The organism is Kribbella lupini, assembly GCF_039529595.1.
GTDB classification, from domain to species: Bacteria; Actinomycetota; Actinomycetes; order Propionibacteriales; family Kribbellaceae; genus Kribbella; species Kribbella lupini.
Genome location: NZ_BAAANC010000001.1, coordinates 2,832,811 through 2,855,061 on the forward strand (window position 1 = coordinate 2,832,811; position 22,251 = coordinate 2,855,061).

At 69.9% G+C, this 22,251-nt stretch carries 23 protein-coding genes and 1 pseudogene; 6 read left to right on the plus strand and 18 right to left on the minus strand.

Features of this window, described 5'->3' with window-relative positions:
- Positions 1-10: 10 nt before the first annotated feature.
- Complete coding sequence (locus ABD235_RS13040; protein WP_344173564.1) at positions 11-937, plus strand: threonine ammonia-lyase; 927 nt, start codon at positions 11-13, stop codon at positions 935-937.
- Here the strand turns inward: ABD235_RS13040 and ABD235_RS13045 are convergent.
- Positions 934-2,391, minus strand: a complete 1,458-nt coding sequence (locus tag ABD235_RS13045; protein WP_344173566.1) for a glycosyltransferase family 87 protein — start codon at positions 2,389-2,391, stop codon at positions 934-936. The two genes, ABD235_RS13040 and ABD235_RS13045, sit on opposite strands and share 4 nt — an antisense overlap.
- A gap of 118 nt (positions 2,392-2,509) precedes the next feature.
- On the opposite strand from ABD235_RS13045, the gene ABD235_RS13050 reads away from it, so the two are divergent.
- Both ABD235_RS13050 and ABD235_RS13055 read left to right on the plus strand, forming a co-directional pair.
- Positions 2,510-3,055, plus strand: a complete 546-nt coding sequence (locus ABD235_RS13050) for a SigE family RNA polymerase sigma factor (RefSeq protein WP_344173568.1) — start codon at positions 2,510-2,512, stop codon at positions 3,053-3,055.
- Positions 3,055-3,780, plus strand: coding sequence for a hypothetical protein (locus ABD235_RS13055; RefSeq protein ID WP_344173570.1), 726 nt, complete (start codon positions 3,055-3,057; stop codon positions 3,778-3,780). Before ABD235_RS13050 ends, ABD235_RS13055 begins: the two co-directional genes overlap by 1 nt.
- Here ABD235_RS13055 and ABD235_RS13060 read toward each other — a convergent pair.
- The 6 genes from ABD235_RS13060 to ykgO all read right to left on the minus strand — a co-directional run bounded on the left by ABD235_RS13060 (position 3,773) and on the right by ykgO (position 9,192).
- Entirely contained in the window at positions 3,773-4,762 is a 990-nt protein-coding gene (locus ABD235_RS13060) for a LacI family DNA-binding transcriptional regulator (protein ID WP_344173572.1), read from the minus strand. The two genes, ABD235_RS13055 and ABD235_RS13060, sit on opposite strands and share 8 nt — an antisense overlap.
- 15 nt (positions 4,763-4,777) lie before the next feature.
- The gene (locus ABD235_RS13065; protein WP_344173574.1) at positions 4,778-5,659 is read right to left on the minus strand and encodes a carbohydrate ABC transporter permease; all 882 of its coding nucleotides are present in this window, start codon (positions 5,657-5,659) and stop codon (positions 4,778-4,780) included.
- The gene (locus ABD235_RS13070) at positions 5,656-6,591 is read right to left on the minus strand and encodes an ABC transporter permease (RefSeq protein WP_344173576.1); all 936 of its coding nucleotides are present in this window, start codon (positions 6,589-6,591) and stop codon (positions 5,656-5,658) included. Before ABD235_RS13070 ends, ABD235_RS13065 begins: the two co-directional genes overlap by 4 nt.
- Positions 6,591-8,237 carry a type 2 periplasmic-binding domain-containing protein gene (locus ABD235_RS13075; RefSeq protein WP_344173578.1) on the minus strand — a complete coding sequence of 549 codons (1,647 nt, stop codon included), beginning with the start codon at positions 8,235-8,237 and terminating at the stop codon, positions 6,591-6,593. Before ABD235_RS13075 ends, ABD235_RS13070 begins: the two co-directional genes overlap by 1 nt.
- A 112-nt stretch (positions 8,238-8,349) precedes the next feature.
- Positions 8,350-9,003 (minus strand): HAD family hydrolase, encoded by a 654-nt coding sequence (locus tag ABD235_RS13080; protein ID WP_344173718.1) that lies wholly within the window; start codon positions 9,001-9,003, stop codon positions 8,350-8,352.
- A 66-nt stretch (positions 9,004-9,069) separates the two neighbouring features.
- Positions 9,070-9,192: a type B 50S ribosomal protein L36 gene (gene ykgO, locus ABD235_RS13085; RefSeq protein ID WP_344173580.1), complete on the minus strand. Its 123-nt coding sequence runs from the start codon at positions 9,190-9,192 to the stop codon at positions 9,070-9,072.
- Between the two features lie 295 nt (positions 9,193-9,487).
- Between ykgO and ABD235_RS13090 the strand changes: the two genes are divergently transcribed.
- Positions 9,488-10,411, plus strand: a complete 924-nt coding sequence (locus ABD235_RS13090; RefSeq protein ID WP_344173582.1) for a serine/threonine-protein kinase — start codon at positions 9,488-9,490, stop codon at positions 10,409-10,411.
- Here the strand turns inward: ABD235_RS13090 and ABD235_RS13095 are convergent.
- From ABD235_RS13095 to ABD235_RS13120, 6 genes are all read right to left on the minus strand, one after another.
- Entirely contained in the window at positions 10,408-11,046 is a 639-nt protein-coding gene (locus tag ABD235_RS13095; protein ID WP_344173584.1) for an SGNH/GDSL hydrolase family protein, read from the minus strand. The genes ABD235_RS13090 and ABD235_RS13095 overlap by 4 nt on opposite strands.
- A gap of 155 nt (positions 11,047-11,201) precedes the next feature.
- Positions 11,202-11,810, minus strand: a complete 609-nt coding sequence (locus tag ABD235_RS13100; protein WP_344173586.1) for a hypothetical protein — start codon at positions 11,808-11,810, stop codon at positions 11,202-11,204.
- A gap of 61 nt (positions 11,811-11,871) precedes the next feature.
- The gene (locus ABD235_RS13105) at positions 11,872-12,453 is read right to left on the minus strand and encodes a hypothetical protein (RefSeq protein WP_344173588.1); all 582 of its coding nucleotides are present in this window, start codon (positions 12,451-12,453) and stop codon (positions 11,872-11,874) included.
- Between the two features lie 239 nt (positions 12,454-12,692).
- Positions 12,693-14,222 carry a cytochrome bc1 complex cytochrome b subunit gene (gene qcrB, locus ABD235_RS13110; protein ID WP_344173590.1) on the minus strand — a complete coding sequence of 510 codons (1,530 nt, stop codon included), beginning with the start codon at positions 14,220-14,222 and terminating at the stop codon, positions 12,693-12,695.
- Positions 14,223-14,310: 88 nt separating this feature from the next.
- A complete protein-coding gene (locus ABD235_RS13115) occupies positions 14,311-15,201 on the minus strand; it encodes a MerR family transcriptional regulator (RefSeq protein ID WP_344173592.1) in 891 nt (296 codons plus the stop codon).
- 22 nt (positions 15,202-15,223) lie between these two features.
- Positions 15,224-17,254 (minus strand): MMPL family transporter, encoded by a 2,031-nt coding sequence (locus ABD235_RS13120; protein ID WP_344173594.1) that lies wholly within the window; start codon positions 17,252-17,254, stop codon positions 15,224-15,226.
- Between the two features lie 92 nt (positions 17,255-17,346).
- On the opposite strand from ABD235_RS13120, the gene ABD235_RS13125 reads away from it, so the two are divergent.
- Positions 17,347-17,832 (plus strand): MarR family winged helix-turn-helix transcriptional regulator, encoded by a 486-nt coding sequence (locus ABD235_RS13125; RefSeq protein WP_344173596.1) that lies wholly within the window; start codon positions 17,347-17,349, stop codon positions 17,830-17,832.
- Here the strand turns inward: ABD235_RS13125 and ABD235_RS13130 are convergent.
- From ABD235_RS13130 to ABD235_RS13145, 4 genes are read right to left on the minus strand one after another with little or no spacing between them, the layout of a single operon-like run.
- The gene (locus tag ABD235_RS13130) at positions 17,829-18,593 is read right to left on the minus strand and encodes an anti-sigma factor (RefSeq protein ID WP_344173599.1); all 765 of its coding nucleotides are present in this window, start codon (positions 18,591-18,593) and stop codon (positions 17,829-17,831) included. The genes ABD235_RS13125 and ABD235_RS13130 overlap by 4 nt on opposite strands.
- Positions 18,577-19,149 (minus strand): RNA polymerase sigma factor, encoded by a 573-nt coding sequence (locus ABD235_RS13135; protein ID WP_344173601.1) that lies wholly within the window; start codon positions 19,147-19,149, stop codon positions 18,577-18,579. The genes ABD235_RS13130 and ABD235_RS13135 overlap by 17 nt, the downstream gene beginning before the upstream one ends.
- A gap of 34 nt (positions 19,150-19,183) precedes the next feature.
- Positions 19,184-19,870: a class F sortase gene (locus tag ABD235_RS13140; protein ID WP_344173603.1), complete on the minus strand. Its 687-nt coding sequence runs from the start codon at positions 19,868-19,870 to the stop codon at positions 19,184-19,186.
- The gene (locus ABD235_RS13145) at positions 19,867-20,694 is read right to left on the minus strand and encodes a DUF4397 domain-containing protein (protein WP_344173606.1); all 828 of its coding nucleotides are present in this window, start codon (positions 20,692-20,694) and stop codon (positions 19,867-19,869) included. Before ABD235_RS13145 ends, ABD235_RS13140 begins: the two co-directional genes overlap by 4 nt.
- Positions 20,695-20,836: 142 nt before the next feature.
- Between ABD235_RS13145 and ABD235_RS13150 the strand changes: the two genes are divergently transcribed.
- Positions 20,837-22,153 carry a TIGR01777 family oxidoreductase gene (locus ABD235_RS13150; RefSeq protein WP_344173609.1) on the plus strand — a complete coding sequence of 439 codons (1,317 nt, stop codon included), beginning with the start codon at positions 20,837-20,839 and terminating at the stop codon, positions 22,151-22,153.
- Here the strand turns inward: ABD235_RS13150 and ABD235_RS13155 are convergent.
- Positions 22,150-22,251, minus strand: a pseudogene (locus ABD235_RS13155) (IS481 family transposase); the annotation flags it as partial. The gene ABD235_RS13150 and the pseudogene ABD235_RS13155 overlap by 4 nt on opposite strands.

Consider the following 22,251-nt stretch of genomic DNA (forward strand, 5'->3'; position numbering starts at 1 on the left):
GCTCGGCGGCATGCCGACCCTCGAGGACATCAGCCAGGCCGCCGCTCAGCTCGCGGGACGGATCCACCGCACCCCAGTGGTCACGTCGTCCGCCCTCGACGCGTTGTTCGGCGGCCCGCTGACGCTGAAGGCCGAGCTGTTCCAGAAGACCGGCAGCTTCAAGGTGCGCGGCCTGCTGCACAAGACGTTGCAGCTCACCGCCGAGGAACGCGAGCGCGGCGTGATCACGGTGTCCGCGGGCAACGCGGCCGGCGCGCTCGCCTGGGCCGCGCGCAACGCCCAGGTCCCGGCGACGGTCGTGATGGCGACGACGGCGGTCCAGGCGAAGGTCGACGCCGCCCGTGCGTACGGCGCGCACGTGGAACTCGTCGACGGCGACCTGATCGCGGCGTACGAGAGCATCCGCGACGAGCGGAAGCTGACCGGCGTGCACCCGTTCGACGACCTCGACGTGATCACCGGGCACGGCAGCCTCGGCCTCGAGCTTCTCGAGAACGCACCGGACACCAGGACCGTCCTGGTGCCGGTCGGCGGCGGCGGACTGATCTCCGGCGTCGCCCTCGCGATCAAGCTCACCGACCCGTCGATCCGCATCGTCGGCGTCGAACCCGAGAACGCCGACGTGGTCAGCCGCAGCCTAGCGGCCGGCTCACCGCAGAAGCTGCCGACCGCGAAGAGCATCGCCGACGGCCTGGCCGCGCCGGTCTGCGGCACGCACAACTTCGGCATCATCCAGCAGTACGTCGACGAGATGATCCGTGTCAGCGAGGACGCCCTGCTGGACGCCACCCGCTTGGTGATGTCCCGCACCAAGCTCGCCCTCGAACCCGCCGCGGCGGCACCCTGCGCCGCCCTGCTCGAAGGCAAGCTCGAGCTGACCGGCCCCACCGCGACCGTGGTCAGCGGCGGGAACCTGGACGTCTCGAAGCTGTACTAAACGGGGACGCGCTCGCGCGGCGGCAGGTCGGACACGACACCGTCGCCGGGATCGTCGACGAGATCCCCCTGCCGGACCGGGTCCCGCTCCGGCAGCAGGATGTCGCGCGCCACCACCAGCATCAGGTACAGCGTGCCGGCCATCCGCAGGACGACGGAGAACCAGTAGATCTTGTCCGGCGCGTCCGGCTGCCCGGGCGCCAGGAACTGCGCCAGATGGAGCCAGACCATCATCCAGTAGAAGCACTCGCAGGCCTGCCAGATCAGCCAGTCCCGCAGTTTCGGCCGGGCCAGCGCGACCAGCGGCAGCAGCCAGAGCACGTACTGCGGCGAGTACACCTTGTTGATCAGCAGGAACGCGGCGACCACCAGGAACGCCAGCTGCGCGAACCGCGGTGGACGCGGCGCCATCAGCCCGAGGATCGCGATCGACAGGCACAGCCCGGCGAAGATCACGATGTTCAGCTTGTTGACGTCGGCGACCTCGTGGTCGGCCAGCTTCAGCACGTACCAGATCGAGCCGTAGTCGCTCTCGCGCTCGTCGTTGAAGACCCAGAACGACATCCACTCGTTCTTGGCCAGCAGGTAGATCGGCGCGTTGACCAGCGCCCACGCCGCCACCGCCGCGACCGTCGCCTGGAACCACGGCCAGAGCTTCCGCCCGCGCAGGCACACGATCAGCAGCGGCCCGAGCAGCAGGAACGGATAGAACTTGGCCGCCGTCCCGAGCCCGAGCAGGATGCCGAACCAGATCGGTTTGCCGCGCGACCACGCCCACATCGCACCAGCGGTCAGTACGACGGCGAACAGGTCCCAGTTGATCGTCGAGGTCAGCGCCAGCACGGGCGCGGCCGCGACGTACAGGGCGTCGAGCGGCTGCCCCCGGGCCCCGCCCGGCCGTGAAGCGACACCACGCGCCGTGGCGACGGTCAGTCCGACCAGCAGCAGCGCGCAGATGAACAGCAGCGCGACGTTCACCACAAAGAAGACCCCGGCGGTGTCGCGCTTCTGCTCGGCCGTGACGTCCTGCTTCGGGTCGCCGGTGATCACCCAGGTGATCTGCGCGGCAACCTCCATGAACCCACCGGTCAGCACCGGGTACTCGAGCACCGGGTAGTTGCCGGTGTCGAGGAACGGCCGGTTGCCCTCGGCGAAACCGCGCTCCTGGTACAGGTAGCCGATGTCGGAGTAGCACAGCGCCTTGAACGGCCGCCAGCTCTGCCGGTCCCAGCCGGCCTCCATGCAGGGCGCCTTCTGCAGCACGCCGAGCGCGAAGGTGATCGTGCAGACCGCCAGCGCGATCCGCAGCGGCGTCCACCACGACGAGCTCAACCGGGCGAACCGCCCCGTCGGCCCACCCAGCCCCACCGTCAGGCCGGCGACCGCCGGATCGGCCTCCGACGGAGCCGGCCGGGCCTGCGCGTCCTGGGCGTCACGTGAGCTCACGGGGGACATCGTCTCCTATCCGGTGAACCGCCGGGCCAGGCGGCGCCCGCAAGGTTACCCACCCACCCCACCGGTGTGCGCAACCGACACCGAGGCGTCCTGGCGCTGACCTGGTCCGTATCTACCGTTGACCGAGCACGACCAGCAGAAGAGGACGCCGATGGGCGAACGCCGCGATCGTGAGTTCACCGAGTTCGTGCTGACCAGACAGTCGCGGCTGCTCGGCACCGCCTACCTGCTCTGCGGCGACCTGCACACCGCCGAGGATCTGGTCCAGACCGCGCTGACCAAGCTGTACGTCGCGTGGCCGCGCGTCCAGCGCTCCGGCAGCGAGGACGCCTACGTCCGCCGCATCCTGGTCAACGCGTCGATCGACTCCAGCCGCCGCGCCTGGCGCCGCGAACGCAGTACGGCGGACCTGCCGGAGGTCGCCGGGCCCTCGGACTTCCCCGTCGAGGACCGCGACGAACTGGTCGCCGCCCTCGCCCTGCTCGCCCCGAAACAACGCCGCATCGTCGTACTGCGCTACTGGCTGGGCCTCCCGATCGAGGACGTCGCCGCCGACCTCCAGGTCACCGCGAGCACCGTCAAGAGCCAGAGCGCCAAGGCGTTGCAGAACCTCCGAAGCCACCTGTCCGACTCCCGCTACGCCCTGCTGACGGAGGAGTGCTGATGTCAGACCAAGACCTGATCGACCGACTGGCCACCAGCGCCCACCGCGCTGACGCCATCCAACTGAACCCCGCCGACCTCATCACCGCCGGCCGCCGCCGCATCCACCGCCGCCGTGTCACCGCCGCCGCCTCGGCGATCCTCACCCTGGCCGCGGCCGTGGCGGTCACCCTGACAGGCATCCGCACCACCGCCGAAGGACAGCCGGAGGTTGCGGGGAATTCCCCTGCCGTCCAGCAAACACTCCTCGACGATCCCTTGACCATCACGCTTCCGGAGTTCTCGCAACTGTCGGTGGTGATGAGGAAGCACCTCGGCCCGGCCGAACCGAGGCCCGGAGCCATGGTCTTCAGCGCCTCCAGTCGCTCGATCAAGGTCTCGGCCACCGACGGCACCGTCGCTGTCTTGCGTGTGGTCGATCCCCGCACGAACCGGCCCGGTGAAGTGGAGTCCCCCGACGTCTGCCGGATCGCCGGCGAGCTTTCCACCTTCACCAGTTGCTCGATCACCACCTTCGGCGGCCACCAGCTTCGGACCGGTCAGCGCGACGACCGCGCCTACTTCGCCAGCACGACCCGAGCCGACGGAAGCCTGGTCATGGCTCTGCTCGACAAGGACGCCAACGCTCCGAGGATCGGAGTCCAGCCGGCGCTCTTCTTCGCCGACCTCACGGTGTCGGACCTGGCCGCCCTGGTCACCGACCCGGACGTCCCGAAGGTCAGGTGAGCCGCGTCGACTCGCGCACGATCAGCTGCCAGGGAAAGTCGAACACCTTGCCCGGGGCCCCTTCCCGGTCGGTCAGCCGGCCGACCAGGATGTCGGCCAGCGCCTCGTTGAAACCGACCGGCCCGACCGTCGACAGCGAGGGATCGAGGTGCTCGCCGTCCGGGGTGTTGCCGACGCCGATCACCGCGAGATCACCCGGTACGTCGAGCCGCAGCCGGTGCGCGGCCCGGACGGCGGCGATCGCGGCGAAGTCGGTCGTGCAGAACAGCGCGGTGGGGCGATCGTCCTTGGTCAGCAGGGACATCGCCGCCCGGTACGCGCCTTCGGGGTGCCGCTCGAAGACCGCGACGTCGTCCTCCCGGTACGGCAGACCGGCCGCGGCCAGGCCTTCGACGTACGCCGTGAAGCGGGTCGACCGGTGGACCTCGGAGGTCAGCGCGCCGATCCGCGTGTGCCGCTCGAGCAGGTGCTCGACCGCGAGGTGGCAGGTCGGCTCGGCGCCGGATCGGATCACGTCGAAGCCGCGCGGCTCGAGCACCTCGCTGAACGCGACGATCTGGACGCCCCGCTCCGCGAACCGCTCCAGCTCGGCGACCACCTCCGGCGCGGGGTCGACGTTGTCGATGAAGATGACGTCCGGCGTCCGGTTCGCCAGCACGGTGCGCCAGTCGCCGTCGGCCACGATCAGCGCGGTCTTGCCGAGCGGCGTGACCCGCTCGTTGACGGTCGCCGCGACCGCCTGCGACCAGGGATCGGCCAGCACGGTCAGCGAGAGCAGCACCAGGTCCGACTTGCCCGTCCGGATCGCCCGCGCGGCGTCGTTGCGCCGGTAGCCGAGCCGGGTCGCCACGTCCCGCACCCGGTCGGCCGTCGTCGCGGAGATCGTCCGGCCACGCTCGTGGCCGGACAACACGTAGGACACGGTCGCGATCGAGACACCGGCCTCGGCCGCGACCGTGCGCAAAGTCGGTCGGTCGGACATAAGTGACATTGTGTCTTAACCCTTGACCGCCCCGGTGATGACGCCCTTGGTGAAGTGCCGCTGCAGGAACGGGTAGACCAGCGCGATCGGGACCAGCGCGACCACGACGACCGCCATCTGCAGCGACTGCGGCTGCGGCAGCGGTTCGACGCCGAGCTGGTCGGCCGACAACGACTTGCCCTGCAGCACGTACGTCCGCAGGATCACCTGGACCGGCCATTTCGAGGTGTCGTTCAGGTAGAGCAGCGCGTTGAAGAAGGCGTTCCAGAACCCGACCGCGTAGAACAGGCCGACCACCGCGATCACCGCCTTCGACAGCGGCATGATCACCGTGCGCAGGATGGTGAAGTCGCTGGCGCCGTCGATCCGCGCGCTCTCCAGCAGCTCGCCCGGGACGTTCATGAAGAACGTCCGCAGCACGATGAAGTTGAACGCGCCCAGCGCGCCGGGCAGGATCAGCGACCACAGGCTGTCGATCAGCCCGAGCTGCTTGACCACCAGGAACATCGGGATGATGCCCGGCGCGAACAGCAGCGTGAACAGCACCATCAGCAGCACCGGCCGCCCGAACAGCACCGGCCGCGACGTCGCGTAGGCCAGTGCGATCGTGGTCGCCAGCGCGATCGCCGTACCGACCAGCGTGACGAACACGCTGACCCCGATCGCCCGCGCCATCAGGCCACCGCTGAACAGCGTCTCGTACGCCTTGAACGTCGGGTGCGACGGCCAGAGCACGTACCCGCCGGCGTCGATGATGTCCTGGTCGCTGGCCAGCGACGTCGAGACCACCACCATGATCGGCACGATGATCGCGACCGCGAACCCGCCCAGCACCAGCGTCTTCACCGACTGGTAGACCGGCGACGGCCGTTCCTTCCAGATGGGCCGCGCGGTCATTGCTGTCCCCTCTTCTGGAAGATGCCGGGCTCCCCCAGCTTGTGCGCGATCGTGTTCGCACCCCACAGCAGCAGCGCGCTGATCACGCCCTTGGCCAGACCGGCCGCGGCACCGCTGCTCCAGTCACCGCCGACGACTCCGGCGTAGTACGTGAAGGTGTCGAGCACTTCCGCGGCGCCCGGTCCGACCGAGTCGCGTTGCAGGATGAACTGCTCGAAGCCGACGCTCAGCACGTCGCCGATCCGCAGGATCAGCAGCAGCACGATGACCGTCCGCATCGACGGCAGCGTGATGTGCCACAGCCGCCGCCAGCGCCCGGCGCCGTCCGCGGCGGCGGCCTCGTACAGGGCGACGTCGACGCTGGTCAGCGCGGCCAGGAAGATGATCATCGCCCAGCCCGCGTCCTTCCAGACCAGCTGCGCGACGACCAGCAGCGGGAACGTGTCGGGGTTCGTCATGAACGGGATCGGATCGAGCCCGGCCTGCCGGAGCAGGTTGTTGACGAACCCGGCACCGCCGAGCGACTGCTGGAAGAGCGCGATCACGAGCACCCACGACAGGAAGTGCGGCAGGTACGCGACGGTCTGGAACGCGCGCCGGATCCGGTTGCTGACCAGCGAGTCGACGATCAGCGCGAGCGCCAGCGGGACCGGGAAGAACAGCACCAGCTGGGCCAGCGCGAGGATCAGCGTGTTGCGCAACGCGTCCCAGAAGTCCGGGTTGGCGTACAGGTTGACGAAGTTCTGTACGCCGTTCCACTCGCTGTGCATGATCCCGAGGAACGGCTGGAAGTCCTGGAAGGCGACCACGTTGCCGATCACCGGCAGGTAGAAGAACACCAGCAGGAAGACCACGCCCGGGACCATCAAGAACACCATCTGCCGGTCCCGGCGCCAGCGGACGGCGAACGGCAGGTTGTCCGACCGCCGCATCAGGACCCCGTGACCGGTACGCCGGCCGGCAGCACGGCCTCGAACTCGCCGCGCATCTTGTCACCGCCACCGGACTTCCAGCGCTTCAGCGCCTCGTCGTACGCGTCCAGCTTCTGCCGCCCGGTGACGATGTCGACGATCGTGTCGCGGAACGCCTCGGTCAGCTTCGGCCCGACCTTGCTGCTGGTGTCGGAGTAGGTGCCGGCCGTCGGGTTGCGCATCGCGAACTTCAGCAGCTGCTGCTCGGTCGCGTGGATCTTGCGGGTGTCGTCGGGGAACGCCGGGTTGAAGATCACGCTCTCCGGCGCGGTCATGATCTGCAGCGCGCTGACCAGGCCGGGCGCCTGCTGCGTGCCGGCCTTGGTCAGCACCGGGTTCTTCTGGCCGTCGAGCTGGTACTGCTCGCCCGCCGTCCCGAAGTTCTTCTGCAGGAACTCCTTGGTCCCGAACGGCGCCGAGAGGTAGTTGACCAGGGCCAGCAGTTCCCGGATCCGGCCCTCGTCGGTCTTCTTGAACGGCGTGAACCCGACCGTTCCGTAGCCCATGTCGTAGACCGGCTTGGCCTTGCCGTCGTGCCCGAACGGGATCAGCGTGTCGACGAACAGCGACGGGTCGAGGGCCCGGAAGTCCGACGTGGCGCGCGGGCCGACGGTGACCTGCGCGGCGATCTGGCCGTTCACGGTCTTCGGCGTCGCGTCGGCCAGGTTGAGGTCGGGGTAGAACACCTTCGCGGCCCACAGCTTGGCGGCGTACTCGACGGCGGCCTTGTAGTTGTCGGTCTCGTACAGGTGGGTCAGCGAGCGGTCGGAGTTGACCCGCCAGCCGTTCGGCGCGCCGAACCACTCGCCGAACATGTGCAGCATGTTCACGATCGCGGGCTCCAGCGCGTAGTTCGTGCCGCTGGTCAGCTCCTTGCACTTGCCGAAGAACTCCTCGGCGGTCGTGCACTGCAGGCCACCGACCTTCGCCCAGGTCTTCGGGTTGCCCATCATCACCTGACCGAACGGCGTCGACGGGATCGGAGCGCCCCAGATCTTGCCGTTCACCACCGCGGTCCGCCACGACGCCGGCTTCAGCGCGGCGAGGTTCGGGTACTCCAGCACCGCGTCACCGGACAGGTACTTGGTCAGGTCCTGGAACTTGGCCTCGAGCATCGGCCCGACGTTCGGGATGCCCTGGTTCGGCGGCAGCCACATCAGGTCGGGCAGCGAGTCGCCGGCCAGCAGGGTCGCGAACTTCTCCGGGTAGCCCGGGTCGGTGCCGATGGTGAGCTTGAGGTCGGCCCCGAGCGCACGGTTCAGCGCCTGCCACATCGGGTTGCTGCCCATCGGGGGCGGCGGCGTCGCGAACGTCTCGGTGAGCGCGGTCACCGCGTTCTTCAGCGGCGGCGACTGCACGCTCGCGATCGCGTTCTCCGGGAACCGCAGGAAGCCCGGCTCGAGGCCCGACTCGGCGCCCGGCAGGTCCGGCGTCAGTCCGCCGAACGGCTTGTACGTCGGCAGTGCCACGTCCCCGGACGCCTTCGCGCCGCCCGCCTGCGCACCCCCGTCGCCGCAGGCGGACGCGAACGCCACCGCGCCCACCGCCGCGGCACTCAGCCCGAGGAACCGTCGCCGATCCATCCTGCGCTCCGCCGTACCCGACATGACTGCCTCCTCGATGACTGTTACTGATCTTTTCAACGCCAAACGCTCAGAAAAAATCAGTTAAACGTTAACTCGGAGACCGTAAACTGCCGACCGAGGTCGGCGCAAGAGATCAGTCGGCCAGAAGTGTGAGCGCGTCCGGCACGGAGTCGGTGACCGGGAAGCCGGTCGCCTGCAACGCCGTGCGCGACATCGCGCCGGTCGTCACCAGCACGCACTGCGCGCCGACGGCCTTGGCCGCGTCGGCGTCGTCCACCACGTCACCGATCAGTACGACGTCCGCCGGGTCCAGCTCCTGCGCCTCGAGGTGGAGCGCCAGGTGCTCGGCCTTCGACCCACCGCCGACCGCGCTCTGCAACCCGTCGACCCGCTGGAACAGCTCGGTCAGCCCGAACCCGTCGATCGTCGGGACCAGCTGCGCGTGGAACCACATCGACAGCAGCGACTGCGTGCGCCCACTCGAACCCCAGGTGTGCAAAGCGTCCGGCACGCCCATCGCCAGCCCGCACGTGTGCAGCAGCAGGTCGTACCGCTCGTGGTAGAGCTTGTCGACCCGCGCCCAGTCCTCCGCGCCCAGCTCGCGACCGAGGATCTTCTCGTACGACAGCTTCATCGGCCGCGCGTACACCTCGCGCCACTCGTCCCACGTGATCGCGGCGCGTCCGAACGCCGCGCACACCTCGTTGCACGCGGCCAGTACCGCCTTGTTGTCGTCCAGCAGCGTCCCGTTCCAGTCCCAGACGATGTGCGACACCTCGAGCCTCATCACAGCCGTAACCCTAGAAGGCCCGCGCAGCCGATGGCTGCACGGGCCTTCCGGGCCGATCCACGGTCAGCCCTGGCGGGCCTTGACGCGCGGGTCGCGACGGTTGATCACGAAGACGCGACCACGCCGGCGGACCACCTGGGCGCCGGGGCGTGCCTTCAGTGCGCGAAGTGAGTTCCGGACCTTCATCTGCTGCTCCTCTCGTCCTGCTGAGGACAGAACACCGCCGTACGGCGTGATGTTCCCGCGCATCCGCAGGTGTGAGAACACCGCGATGGGGCACCGAGTGGTCAGGTGGTTGGAACAACCCGCGGGTAGTCGAATCACCAAGGTCGCGCGCGTTGAACCAACCAGCGCGCGCGACCGCTTCCATCATCGCCAACCGCCCACCACCCGGCAACAACGTGCACAAGATCGCTGTCCGCGCATGCCCACTCACGCTCCGGGGTACCTGACAGGTCACACGGGGACGCGGGAGGCCACGATGCGGATCGCGAATCGGTACCAGCTGGAGAGCGTGCTCGGGCGCGGTGGGATGGGCGAGGTCTGGCGCGCCACCGACGAGCTGCTCGGCCGTCCGGTCGCGATCAAGCTGCTGCCCCCCGAGCACACCGACGACCAGGCGATGGAACGGTTTCGCCGCGAGGCGCACGCCGGTGCCGTGGTCAACAATCCGCACGTGATCGGCGTCCACGACTTCGGCCCGTACGGCGACAGCTGCTACCTGGTGATGGAGCTCGTCGACGGCACCAACCTCGCCGCCGAGCTGCGCCGCGAGGGCTGCTTCGAACCGGCCGACGCCGCGTGGATCGCGGCCCAGGTCGCCGAGGGCCTGGCCGCGGCGCACCACGAAGGCGTCGTCCACCGCGACATCAAACCCGGCAACCTGCTGATCACCGCCGACCGCACGGTGAAGATCGCCGACTTCGGGATCGCCGGCTTCGTCACCGAGCCCGCAGACGACGACACTCCCGAGGGCCACGTCCTCGGCACCAGCTACTACCTCGCCCCCGAGCGAGCCAGCGCCCAGCCGTCGGGCCCCGCCGCCGACGTCTACTCCCTCGGCTGCGTCCTCTACCAACTCCTGACCGGCGATCCGCCCTTCGTCGCCGACACTCCCACCGGTGTCCTCCGCCAGCACCTCCACGAATGCCCGGCCCAACCGGACCAGGTGCATCGCAACTTCCGCCGCTACCTCCAACGCATGCTCGCCAAGAACCCCGCCGAACGTCCCGACGCAACAGACGTCGCCACCTGGTGCTGGCACACCTACTTGAAGTCCCCCCACCGCCGCTCCCGCCGGCTCCCCCTGCCGTCGGTGGCCGCAGCCGACACGGCACCCGCGGCGGCCGTGGCTCCGGCCGACACGGCAGGCGCGCCCACCGCCCTCACCGACCTCGCCGGCTAGCGACCCTCGACGAGATCCGTGCAGATGCTCCACGTCGCGCGCCTGATCAGTTCCGCCGTCCCGGCGTCCAGCCCCTTCACCGGCAGGTCGATCCCCACCGGGTTCTCCTCCAGCAGCGCGATCAGGAAGACGCAGGCCGCGAGATAACTACCGGCCGGCGCCGGGTGACTGTTGTCGGCGTCGTGCAGCGCCGGCTCCTCGTACGTCGCCAAGAAGCGCTCCCACACCAGCCCGACCGGGACGAGCGTCGCGCCGACCTCGGCGGCGCTCGCGGCGTACGCCGTGGTGAGGGCCTGCTGCGCCTCGGGTTGGTTGCGCCGGGCCCATGTCAGGTAGAGCGCCGTCCGCGCACCGGCGGCCTCGATCGCCGCCTGGAAGTCGCGGACGCTGTCCCGCATCCGCGCCGGGCTCTTCACCGGCAGCGTGCTCTGCTCCTGCAGGACGACGACGTCGTACCCGCCGGACGCGATCTCGGCCAGGGCCTTGCCGGCGTTCAGGTGCTGCCGCAGCGACGCACCACCGGCGGAGATCAGCCGGTGCGTGACCTCGATCCCCCGCGCGCCCGCCAGCGCGGCGACCGTGCCGGGCAGGTTGTTGCGCGAGGTGAAGCTGTTGCCGACGTACAGGATCCGCATCAGCCGACGGTACTGGACACATAGGGGCTCGGCCTGGCCGTCACGGGGGGAACGGCCAGGTCGAGCCGGAAAGGAAGGTATCGATTCCAGCAGGGATTCGGCAACCCCTTGAGAGAAATCGACACCGTTCAGTCACCTAAAGGACTGCCGCGGCGTCAGCCGCAGTGCTGGCTCTTCTCCTCCGGAGTCATCACGGCGGTCTTCTTGGTGATCAGTCCGGGCGCATCCTTGACCGGCCCGACCGCCTCGAACTCCTGGTACCAGATGTAGTGGTCGTAGTAGCGGTCCGGGAAGTGCATCTCGTACTGACCCTTGACCCGGTTCATCTCGGTGGCCCGCTCGACCCACCCCTTCTCGCCGGGCTTGACGTCGATGCTGTCGTCCTGGCCGACCGTGCTCGAGCTCTCCCAGGTGTGCTGGTACGAGGTCTCGATCGACACCTTGAACACGTCGGAGAACCCGTACTCGGCCGACAGCGAGACGCCGAAGCTGTTCGACTCACCGGTGGTCTCGGACCACTTCACCGTCGAGCGCTGCAGGTCGGCCGTGCAGTTGAACACCGTGTCGCCGACCTGGTGCACGTCACCGCGGAACGTCTCCGGCGCACCGTGCGGGTGAAACACGCAGCTGTCGGTCCCGTTGTTGCACTTGTCCAGCAACTCCCGGCCGGTCGGTCCGTCCGCGGCGTACGCCGACGAAGCGGTCAGGGTCGTCGCCGCGCAGAGGAACGCGGCACCGGTCAGGGCGATCACTCGTTTCGACATGGTTCTACTTCCTCACGTGATGGATTGGGGCGAAACCGTGGCAGGGAAGGGGAACTGCCGCTCAGCTGAAGCCGACCGAGTCGGTCCGGTCGTCCATGAACTCGCCGACCCAGCCGGTGTTGGCCGTGAACGGCCCGTCCCGGTCGCCGGTCAGGTCGGCGTCGGGGTACAGCCAGATCTTGCAGCTCGCCCAGGGCTGGACCGAGCTGATCCGGTTGAACCAGTCACCGGGGAAGGTGAACTCGTAGTTGATCACCCCGTCGGAGCCGTCGCACAGCCCCGCGCCGGTGACGGTGAAGGAGGATCCGCCGAAGTCGCGGTTGTCGAAGAAGGTGCCCTGAATGACCTCGCCGGCGGCCGCGTCCCGGCCGGATTTGTTGCCGACGGCACCGGACTCCGCGAGCCGGCGATGCAGTGCGGCCTTGCCTGCCGCGTCCGGGACCTCGGCCGGCGCCGACGTCACCGCGCCGCGCGTCGCCGTACTGATGGCTTCGGTGAAGGTCGCGAAGCACTGCTGGGCTCCACTGCTGAAACTCCCCACACAGTGCCGGGCGGACGGCGGTGCGGCCTCGGCGGACGGAACGGCGAGCAGTCCGGAGATCCCCAAGGTGGCGACTCCGGCCAGGGCGGTTGCCTTGCGCATCTGAACTCAACTCCAAGGTCGGACTGATGGACGGTGGCGGGCGAATGACTCCGCCGCCGGGACATGTGCCCGCTCTCATCAGTTCCAGACTGCTCATCTGAGCGTGAAGTAGTTGCCCCATCACCCTTTGTTCATCGAATTCACGCGGCAGACAACGGTTTCCGTCCACCGCGCCGGAGACCTACACGCAAAGTGACCGCAACAGCACCGAGACATCCGGAACCGTTTGCGCAAACGCTTCAGTCCGCGTAGAACCGCGAGAGCGCGGAGCGCAGCCGGCGGCGGCGCCGGCCGGGAGCCGGTACGCCGTTGCTGTCGGCATCCGATCCGGCCTCGATCGCGCGCGGCTTGGCGGCGGTGGTCAGCACGTACGCCTCGGACCTCGAGATCGGCGCGTGCTTCTCGCTGTAGCCGCCGTCGGGATCGCGCACGACCACTCCGGTCTCCAGACCGTGCAGGACCCGCTCCTCGTCGGCGCGCTGCAGCGAGTACGCGATTCGGCGGGTGATCCAGAACGCCATCACCGGCCCGAGCACCACCAGCACCCGGCAGACCCACGTGATGGTGTTGATCGAACTGTGGAAGTGGGTGGCGATCAGGTCGTTCCCGCTGTTCAGCCACAACACGCCGTAGAAGGTGATCATCGCGGCGCCGATCCCGGTCCGGGTCGGGTTGTTGCGCGGCCGGTCGAGCAGGTGGTGCTCGCGCTTGTCGCCGGTGATCCACTGCTCGATGAACGGGTACAGCGCGACGAGCACGATGAACAACGGCGGCACGATCAACGCCGGCAGCAGGATGTTCCAGCTCAGCGTGACGCCCCAGACGTGGGTCTCGAAGCCGGGCATCAGCCGGACCGCGCCGTCCAGCCAGCCCATGTACCAGTCCGGCTGCGAACCGGCGGTCACCTCGGCCGGGTTGTACGGCCCGTACAGCCAGACCGGGTTGATCTGCAGCAGCGCGCCCATCAGGGCGGTGATGCCGAACACGACGAAGAAGAACCCGCCCGCCTTGGCGGCGTACACCGGGAGCAGCGGGAACCCCACGACGTTCTTCTCGGTCCGGCCGGGCCCCGGGAACTGGGTGTGCTTGTGGTAGACGACCAGCATCAGGTGCACGGTGATCAACCCGAGCAGCAGCCCGGGGATCAGCAGCACGTGCACGGTGAAGAACCGGGAGACGAAGTCGTCGCCGGGGAACTCCCCGCCGAAGATGAAGAAGCTCAGCCAGGTCCCGATCACCGGCGAGGCCAGGACGAGCCCTTCGGTGATCCGCAGGCCGGTGCCCGACAGCAGGTCGTCGGGCAGGCCGTACCCGATGAAGCCCTCGACCACGCCGAGGAACAGCATCGCGATCCCGATCAGCCAGTTGAGCTCCCGCGGCTTGCGGAACGCGCCGGTGAAGAAGATCCGCAGCAGGTGCACGCTCATCGCCGCGACGAACAGCACCGCCGCCCAGTGGTGGATCTGGCGCATCAGCAGCCCGCCGCGGATGTCGAACGAGATCGTCAGCGCCGACTCGTACGCCTCCGACATCCGCAGCCCCTTGAGCAGGCTGTACGAGCCCTGGTACTCGACCTCGGCCATCGACGGCTTGAACCACAGCGTCAGGAACACCCCGGTCAGCAGCAGAATGACGAAGCTGTAGAGCGCGATCTCCCCGAGCATGAACGACCAGTGGTCGGGGAACACCTTGCGCAGGTTCTTCCTGCCGAGTTTGGCGATCCCGACGCGGTCGTCGAGCCACGCCACCGGTGCCGGAAGTTGTGCCATGGGAGCCCCTTAGAACTTATGCACAATTTATGCACGCGTCCGGCCGGGGCGGCAACAATTGCATAAGTTCGGGCCGCCGGGCCAAGCCTCAGCGCGAGGGCGAACGGGCCGCGCGACGGCGGATGAGTGCATCGGCAGCGTCGCGCAAGCTGTCCACCGCGGCCACCGAGCGCGGCCAGCCGGCGCCCGCGGCAACGACCTCGTGGGCGCGATCGGCGAGCCGGTCGAGCAGTTCCCGCTGACCGTGCCGGCGGATGCTCGACCACAGCACGACAGCGGCCGGCCGGACCCGGTCGACCGCGTTCAGGACGGCCTGATCGGTGGTCTCCGGACCGAGCGGGACCACCGGCTGACTGCGTTCCAGCAGGACGGCGCGCAGCACGGCCATCGGCAGCGTGTGCCGCTCGCCGGGGCAGCAGACGAGCAGGACGGGATCCGGTCCGTCGAGGCGCAACCTGCGGCGGTCGACGTACCGCTCGATCGCTTCCGCGGTGCCCTGGGCCAGCAGCAGCTCGATGTCGGTGCAGTCGCCCTGATCGCCGAAACGCTCGTCCAGGCAGCGAAAAGCCGGCGCGACCACCTCTTCCCACCACCGGCTCGCGCCGAGCCGGTCCAGCGCCTCGTCCAGCAGCTCGGCCAGCGTCGCGACCCGGAACGCTTCCGTTGCCTCCAGCAACGATCCGGTCTCGTCGAGCACTCCCCCGGGCCGCGCCGCGACCCGTTCCAGGCTCAGCCGGGCGGCGTCCTGCGGAGCGATTCCCTCGGCGATCAAACGGTGCATCCGTCGCAGGCGTTCGACCTCGGCCTCGTTGTAGCGCCGGTGCTGCCCCGGGGTCCGTTGTGACGGCCCGATGCCGTACCGCGCCTCCCAGCTGCGGATCGTCACCGCAGGCACCCCGAGCATGGTCGCCACCCGGCCGACCGACCACACCGGGGCGACGGACCCGTCGTGGGCGACGGACGACTGCGGGGACGTCATGCCCCCTACGATGACACGGAACTCACCTCTCGGTTCCGCGCACGACCGGCCGCGCCGGCCACCAGAACCGGTCGCCGAGCAGGAACGCCAACGCCGGGACGACCACGGTCCGGACCAGCAGGGTGTCCAGCAGGACGCCGACGCAGACGATCACTCCGACCTGCGTCAAGGTGATCAGCGGCAGCACGCCCAGGACCGCGAACACCGCCGCGAGCAGCAGCCCCGCACTGGTGATGACGCCGCCGGTGACCGCCAGCGCGGTCCGCATTCCGGCCCGGGTTCCCTGAGTGGCCGCCTCCTCGCGCGCCCGCGTGCTGAGGAAGATGTTGTAGTCGACCCCGAGCGCGACCAGGAACAGGAACGACAGCAGCACCACCGAGCCGTCCAGTGCCGGGAAGCCGAGCACGTGGTCGAAGATCAGCCAGCTCAGCCCGAAGCTCGCGAAGAACGAGGCCACCACCGTCAGCAGCAGGAGCAGCGGCGCGAGCAACGACCGCAGTACGGCGACCAGGACGGCGCCGACGAGCAGCAGGACCAGCGGGATGACGATCAGCTGATCACGCCGGTCGGCGCGTTGCAGATCGAGGCTCTCCGCGGCGCCTCCGCCGACGAGAACGTCCGGACCGACCTGGTCGAGCTTCGTCCGCAGTTCCCGAACAGCCTGGAACGACTGCTCGCTTCCCGGCTCCGAGGTCAGGACGACGTCGTACTGCGCGAGCTCGGCGGTGCGTGCGCCCGGCCGGACCGACGCGACGCCGTCGACGGCACCCGCTACCCGGGTGATCTCGGCCGCGGCCGACGGCGGACCGAGGACGACCACGGGCTCGGTCGTCCCGGCGGGGAACGCGTCCGCCAGGACCTTCGCGCCCTGCACCGACTCGGGCTCGACCCGGAACTGCTCGTTCTGCGCGAGTCCGGTGCGAACCCCGAACGTCCCGGCCGCGCACCCGGCCAGCAGGATCGCGGCCGCGACCAGCACCAGCACCGGCCGCCGCGCCACGACGCCACCGAGGCGGCCCCAGACCTTGCCGTCGCGCGCCGCGTCGCCGACCCGCGGCACGAACGGCCAGAAGATCCCGCGGCCGAACACCGCCAGCGCGGCCGGCAGCACCACGAGGCCCGCGCACATCGCCAAGGCGATGCCGATGATGCAGGTGATCGCGATCCCGCGCAGCGTTTCCGTGCTCGCCAGCAGCAGGACGCCGAGTGCGCCGATCACGGTCCCTCCACTGGCCAGCACCGGCTCGGCAACTCGCCGTACGGCGGCACGCAGTGCGGCCAGGGCGTCGTCCGTGCCGCGCAACTGCTCGCGGTACCGCGCGATCAGCAGTAGCGCGTAGTCGGTGGTCGCACCGAAGACGAGCACGCTGGTGATCCCGGTGACCTGGCCACCACCCGGCAAGCCGAACAGGGCAAGCGCCTGCTCGGACAACGCCGTGGTGACCTGCTCGGTCAGCGCGACGACAGCCAGCGGCACCAGGACGAGCCCCGGGCTGCGGTAGGTCAGCAGCAGGAGCACCGCGACAACGCCCGCGGTGACGATCAGCAGCCGGACGTCCGCACCGTCGAAGACCCGGGTCAGGTCCGTGGTGAAGGCGGGCGGCCCGGTCACCTGAGCCTCGACCCCGGCCGGCAACTGCTCGCGCACTTTCGCCCGCAGGTCGTCGACCTGACGTTCCGTACCGGCCTCGTCCGCGGCGGGCAGCGGCAGGATCACCAACGCCACCTGACCGTTCTCGGCCAGCTGCGGCGGCGGACCCGACCCCAAGGATCTGGCCAGCGCCTGGACAGCGGCCTGGTCCTGCGCGGTCAGCCGTCCGTCACCGGCCCGGCTGACCACGATCAGCGCGGTCGACTCGTCGGCCTTCGGCAGGCTCTCCCTCAGCTGCTCGACCCGCGCGGACTCGGCCGCCGTCGACAGCCCGGTCGACGAGCGTGGCTCGGCCGGAGTCGGCGACGGCAGCAGCAACGCCAGGACGGCGACCGCGAGGCTGCCGAGCAGCACCAGCCCGGCGACCCAGCGGGAGCGAAGGACGGAACGCGGACCTGGCACAGTGACTCCACACGAGTTCGGGATCGGATCTTTCTTCGCAGCAATGCCTTGAGGATCAAGTATCTTGATGATCAAGACGATAGGAGGAACGGGTGACTGCGCGCAAGCCGACGGACGGCGGACGGGACGAGCTGGTCCGGTTGGTCCAGGCCTTGGTGGCCGAGGGCCAGCGGATCGGCCACGCGTTCGCGCACCGGCACGGGGTGCACGGCACCGACGTCGAGGCCTTGATCCGGGTCCTGGTCGCCGGTGACGGCGGCCGCCCGCTCACCGCCGGCGAACTGGCCAGCGAGCTCGGCCTGACCACCGGCGCCGTCACCACGCTGCTGGACCGGCTCGAGCGGGCCGGCCACGTCCGCCGCGAGCGTGACGACAAGGACCGCCGCCGGGTCAACCTGCACTACGGCGACGCCGGCCTCGAGCTGGCCCAGCAGTTCTTCACGCCGCTCGGCGACCTGCACCGCGCGGCCACCGGCGACTTCTCCCCCGAGGAACTGGCGACCGTACGGCGTTACCTCGGCGCCACCATCGGTGCCTTCCGGACCTATCGAGAGCAGCTGGACTCAGGAAAGGCCTAGGCCGGAAGGGTCCCGCGGATGACGCTGTCGAGCGAGTGCGCCGGGTTGCCGTCGTCCGGTTCGAGCGAGACGTCGACGATCCGGTAGCCCTGCGCGGGGAGATCGCCGGGCAGCTGGAAGGTGCCGTCGTGACCGGCCGCGAGTACGCCGAGCGAGACCATCCGCTTGCCGTCCTCGTTGATCAGCCAGACCTCGTAGTACCCGCCGGTGGCAGTCAGCCCGGACGCCGAGACCTTGAGCTGCTGACCACCCTGCACCAGCCCCGCCGTACCGCTCCCGGTCTTCCCGGCCAGCGGAGCCAGCTGTACGACGGCCTGCGGCGCCGGTTCGTCGTCCGACCCCAGCAGCAACGTGCCACCGACACCGATACCGATCCCCGCCACCACCGCGATCGACGCGGCCAGCACGACCGCCCGCCGCGTCGTGCGCCGCGCCGAACCGACAATGCGGTGGCCTGATCCATCGTCCGCACCGCCCGGAGCCGTGGCATCGCCGGGCACGCCCCCAGCTCCCCGGTGATCCGGGGAGCTGGGGGCACTTTCGGCCCGGAGACCGAGCTCGGCGGTGACGCGCTGCCAGACTTCGGCCGGCGGATTCTCCAGCCGTGGCAGGTCGTCGACGGCGACCATCAGCTGGCGCAGCTCGGTCAGGTTCGCGGTGCACGCCGTACACGTCCGCAGGTGCTCGCCGGCCTCGGCGTCGGGCTCGACCTGCTCGAAGGCCCACTGGGCCAGCAGCTCATCGTCAAGATGCGTCGTCACCCTTCACCTCCTTCAGCCGGTCGCGCAGGGACAGCAGGCCACGCCGTACGTGACTCTTCACCGTCCCCAACGGTAGTTCGAGCCGGTCCGCGATCTGCGGGTACGTCTGGTCTTCGTAGAAGGCGAGCCGCAGGATGGTTCGCCGCGGCTCGTCGATCCGCTCCAGCTCGTCGGCGATCACCACACGATCGACCAGCAGCTGGTCGTGACCGGGCTCGACCTCCAGCTCGGCCAGGCGTTCGGCCGCGGCCTGGGAGCGCTGCAGCCGGTACCGCTCGGCCAGCCGGTCCGAGATCCGGTGCCGGGCCACGCCCGCCAGCCACGCCCCCAGCTCGCCGGACCCGGGATCGAAGCTGCCGCGTCCGCGCCAGGCCGACACGAACACCTGCTGGGTGACGTCCTCGGCGTCGGTCCGGTCGCCGAGCGCGCGCAGGCAGAGCGTGAAGACCAGCCCCGACCACCGCCGGTAGGCGTCGGCAAGGCTGTCCTCCCGGCCGTCCGCGAATCCCTTCGCGATCTCGGCCGGAGCGGGTCCACCCTGCTCCACGCTGGTCACGAGCGGAACTCTAACCGTGCGGGGGCGGGTCCTGTCACTGCCCAGACGCGGTGACGACGAGGTTGTCGCGGTACCCACCGCCGTTCGCGTCGTACGGTCCACCGCAGGTGACCAGCTGGAGGCGGCGCGCACCGGTCCGGGCGAAGAGCTCGCCGACAGCCAGCTTCTGCTTGTCGACATCGCGCACTCCCTCCACCGTGTACCGCGCCGTCGCGCCGTCGGCGGTCCGGACCTCGATCACCGCGCCGGGCCGGAGCTTGCGCAACCGGACCAGCGGCCCCACGCCGTACTCACGACTGTCCAGGTGCCCGCCGAGCACCACCGAACCCTCGCGATCCGCCGGCGCCGGCCCGAACCGGTACCAGCCGACCACCGACGGATCGGCCGGCAGTTCCATCTGCCCGTCGGCGGCCACCCCGACCGCCCGGACCGGGAGGTCCAGGCCGATCGAGGCGATCGTCACCCGGTCCGGCGCCGGTACGACGGTTGCCGAGGGCAACTCGGCGGCCCGGGTCCGGACCGGCGTCCCCGACGGTACGGGTGAAGGCGTGGCGGAACCGGGAGTGGGGGAACCACCGGTTGCCGGACCCACGCTCTCCACCCGCCCGCCTCCGGACGCCGTCGACGACGGGGCGCCGGAGCCGGCGCAGCCGCCCAGCAGCAGGACCGTCAGGACCACGGTCACGCTCCGGACGAGCCGCGCGCTGTGCGGATCCGTCACGACCGCGAGCGCACCGCGGACGTGCCGACCCCGATCACACCGAGGGCGAGCGCGCCGCACAGCAGACCGAGCCACACCGGTACGCCGTCCTGCGCGGCGGCCTGGCCACCGGTCCCACCCGGCACGCCGCTCGGGTCACCGTGCAGCCCGGAGATCGTCTGGACGGCGAGCTTCAGGTTCTTGCCACTCGCGCTGCCCCAGGCGTACACGATCGTGTTCGTGCCCTCCTTGAGGTTCACGTCGGCCGGTCCGATCGCGACCGTCGAGGTCCCGGCCAGGACGACGTCCGCCTTGACCGTCCCGGCCGGCAGGTCCGCCTTCACCTGCTGGGGATTCGTCAGCCCCTTGAACACCGGGTCCCCACCGGCGCGGACGTCGACGGCCGGGGCGGCCGCGGTGTGCCGCACGGTCAGCCGGGCCTTGCCGGCGGCCAGCTTCGACACGTCGTTCACGAACGGCGTCAGCGTCGGCTTGCCCGCCGCGTCGAGATGCGCCACCACGGTGACGTTCGCACCACCCGGTACGGCGACGTCGTTGGCCTGGATCACGGCCGCACCACCCGCGCCCGCTCCGGCCGCGGTCACCTTCAGGTCGTACTCGCCCTCCGGCAGCTTGAGCGGGTCGGTCAGCGTGCCGGGCTTGAAGTCGGTCAGCAACGCCTTCCCGTTGGCGTACACGTCGACGGTCGCTCCCGGTACGGCGTGCAGCACCGAAACCGTCGCGTCGGCCGTCGGGCGGGCGTCCGCCGTGGTGGCGGCCGCGACGGGCAGGGCCGCGGCGAGCAGACCCGCGGCGGTCAGCGCGGTGATTCGTCGTACAGACATTGGAACCCTCCAGGGTTTGCGGTCTTGTGCCTGTCTCTTCCGGCCGGACCCGCACGGCGGATGCACAAGATACGAACCAAAACTTATGCAAAACCCCGGCGTGGGATGCTGGGGGCAGGACAACGAGCGGAGGAGAGAACCGGTGGGTCTGAGCCTCAGCAGCATCGTCGCGGCGCCCCGCGACGAGGTGTTCGCCTGGCACGAGCGACCGGGGGCGATCGAACGGCTGACTCCCCCGTGGATGCCGGTCCGGATCAAGCAGGAGACCGACGACCTCGGCGCCGGCCGCGCCGTGCTGGGCTTTCCGTTCGGCATCGACTGGGTCGCGCAGCACAGCGAGTCGGTGCCGCCGGACCACTTCGTCGACGAGCTCACCTCGGCGCCGCTGCGCTGGGCCGTCAATTGGCGGCACACCCACCAGTTCGATGCTGTCGGCAACGACCAGACCCGGATCACCGACCGGATCGACAGCAACGTGCCCGGCTTCCTGCTCCGCTCGATGCTCGTCTACCGCCACCAGCAGCTCGCCGACGACCTCGCCGCCCAGCACCGGGCGCACGGGCCCAAGATGACCGTCGCGGTGACCGGCACCCACGGCACCATCGGCCGCGCGCTCGTCGCGCTGCTTGGTACGGCGGGCCACACGGTGATCAAGCTCGTCCGCGGCGAACCCTCGGGCCCGTCAGAGCGGCAGTGGAACCCCGAACACCCGGCCGACGACCTGCTGCACGGCGTCGACGCCGTCGTCCACCTCGCCGGCGCGTCGATCGCCGGACGGTTCACCGACGCGCACCGCAACGCGATCGTCGAGTCCCGGATCGGCCCGACCACCGCGCTCGCGACGCTCGCCGCCGCCAGTGACCCGCGGGTCTTCGTCTGCGCCTCGGCGATCGGCTGGTACGGCGCCGACCGGGGCGACGAACTGCTCACCGAGCACAGCGCCCGCGGCACCGGCTTCCTCGCCGACCTGGTCGAGAACTGGGAACGCGCGACCGACCCGGCCCGGGACGGCGGCGTCCGCGTCGTCAACATCCGCACCGGCCTGGTCCAGACCCCCGCCGGCGGAATCCTCCGCCTCCAGTACCCGATGTTCGCCGCCGGCCTCGGCGGACCACTTGCCGATGGCAAGCAATGGCAACCGTGGATCGGCCTCGACGACCTGCTCGACATCTACCACCGGGCCCTGTACGACGACCAGCTGTCCGGTCCGGTCAACGGCGTCGGCCCCAACCCGGTCCGCAACCGCGACTACACGGCCACGCTGGCGCGGGTCGTTCACCGCCCGGCGCTGTTCCGCGTCCCGTCGTTCGGCCCGCGCCTGCTGTTCGGCCCCGAAGGCGCCAAGGAACTCGCCGAGGCGTCGCAGCGCGTCGTCCCCGCCGTACTGGACCAGCTCGGGCACACCTTCCGCTACCCGGAGCTCGAGCCGGCCCTACGGCATCTCCTTGGCAGGCCCTAGCTGTGATGTCCAGGGAGGTTGGTCAGTCGGGTGATGGGTGGCTGGCCTCCGATGGCGCTGTGGGGTCGGTGGTGATTGTAGAAGTGCAGCCAGCCGGG

Excerpts from the sequence above, each read along its gene's own strand:
- ABD235_RS13065 (WP_344173574.1), bottom strand. The coding sequence starts at position 5,659 with ATGACCGCGCGGCCCATCTGGAAGGAACGGCCGTCGCCGGTCTACCAG.
- ABD235_RS13075 (WP_344173578.1), bottom strand. The coding sequence starts at position 8,237 with ATGTCGGGTACGGCGGAGCGCAGGATGGATCGGCGACGGTTCCTCGGG.
- ABD235_RS13095 (WP_344173584.1), bottom strand. The coding sequence starts at position 11,046 with ATGCGGATCCTGTACGTCGGCAACAGCTTCACCTCGCGCAACAACCTG.
- ABD235_RS13070 (WP_344173576.1), bottom strand. The coding sequence starts at position 6,591 with ATGCGGCGGTCGGACAACCTGCCGTTCGCCGTCCGCTGGCGCCGGGAC.
- ABD235_RS13040 (WP_344173564.1), top strand. The coding sequence starts at position 11 with ATGCCGACCCTCGAGGACATCAGCCAGGCCGCCGCTCAGCTCGCGGGA.
- ABD235_RS13100 (WP_344173586.1), bottom strand. The coding sequence starts at position 11,810 with ATGTCGAAACGAGTGATCGCCCTGACCGGTGCCGCGTTCCTCTGCGCG.
- ABD235_RS13045 (WP_344173566.1), bottom strand. The coding sequence starts at position 2,391 with ATGTCCCCCGTGAGCTCACGTGACGCCCAGGACGCGCAGGCCCGGCCG.
- qcrB (WP_344173590.1), bottom strand. The coding sequence starts at position 14,222 with ATGGCACAACTTCCGGCACCGGTGGCGTGGCTCGACGACCGCGTCGGG.
- ABD235_RS13115 (WP_344173592.1), bottom strand. The coding sequence starts at position 15,201 with ATGACGTCCCCGCAGTCGTCCGTCGCCCACGACGGGTCCGTCGCCCCG.
- ABD235_RS13145 (WP_344173606.1), bottom strand. The coding sequence starts at position 20,694 with ATGTCTGTACGACGAATCACCGCGCTGACCGCCGCGGGTCTGCTCGCC.
- ABD235_RS13090 (WP_344173582.1), top strand. The coding sequence starts at position 9,488 with ATGCGGATCGCGAATCGGTACCAGCTGGAGAGCGTGCTCGGGCGCGGT.
- ABD235_RS13105 (WP_344173588.1), bottom strand. The coding sequence starts at position 12,453 with ATGCGCAAGGCAACCGCCCTGGCCGGAGTCGCCACCTTGGGGATCTCC.
- ABD235_RS13060 (WP_344173572.1), bottom strand. The coding sequence starts at position 4,762 with ATGTCCGACCGACCGACTTTGCGCACGGTCGCGGCCGAGGCCGGTGTC.
- ABD235_RS13080 (WP_344173718.1), bottom strand. The coding sequence starts at position 9,003 with ATGAGGCTCGAGGTGTCGCACATCGTCTGGGACTGGAACGGGACGCTG.
- ykgO (WP_344173580.1), bottom strand. The coding sequence starts at position 9,192 with ATGAAGGTCCGGAACTCACTTCGCGCACTGAAGGCACGCCCCGGCGCC.
- ABD235_RS13055 (WP_344173570.1), top strand. The coding sequence starts at position 3,055 with ATGTCAGACCAAGACCTGATCGACCGACTGGCCACCAGCGCCCACCGC.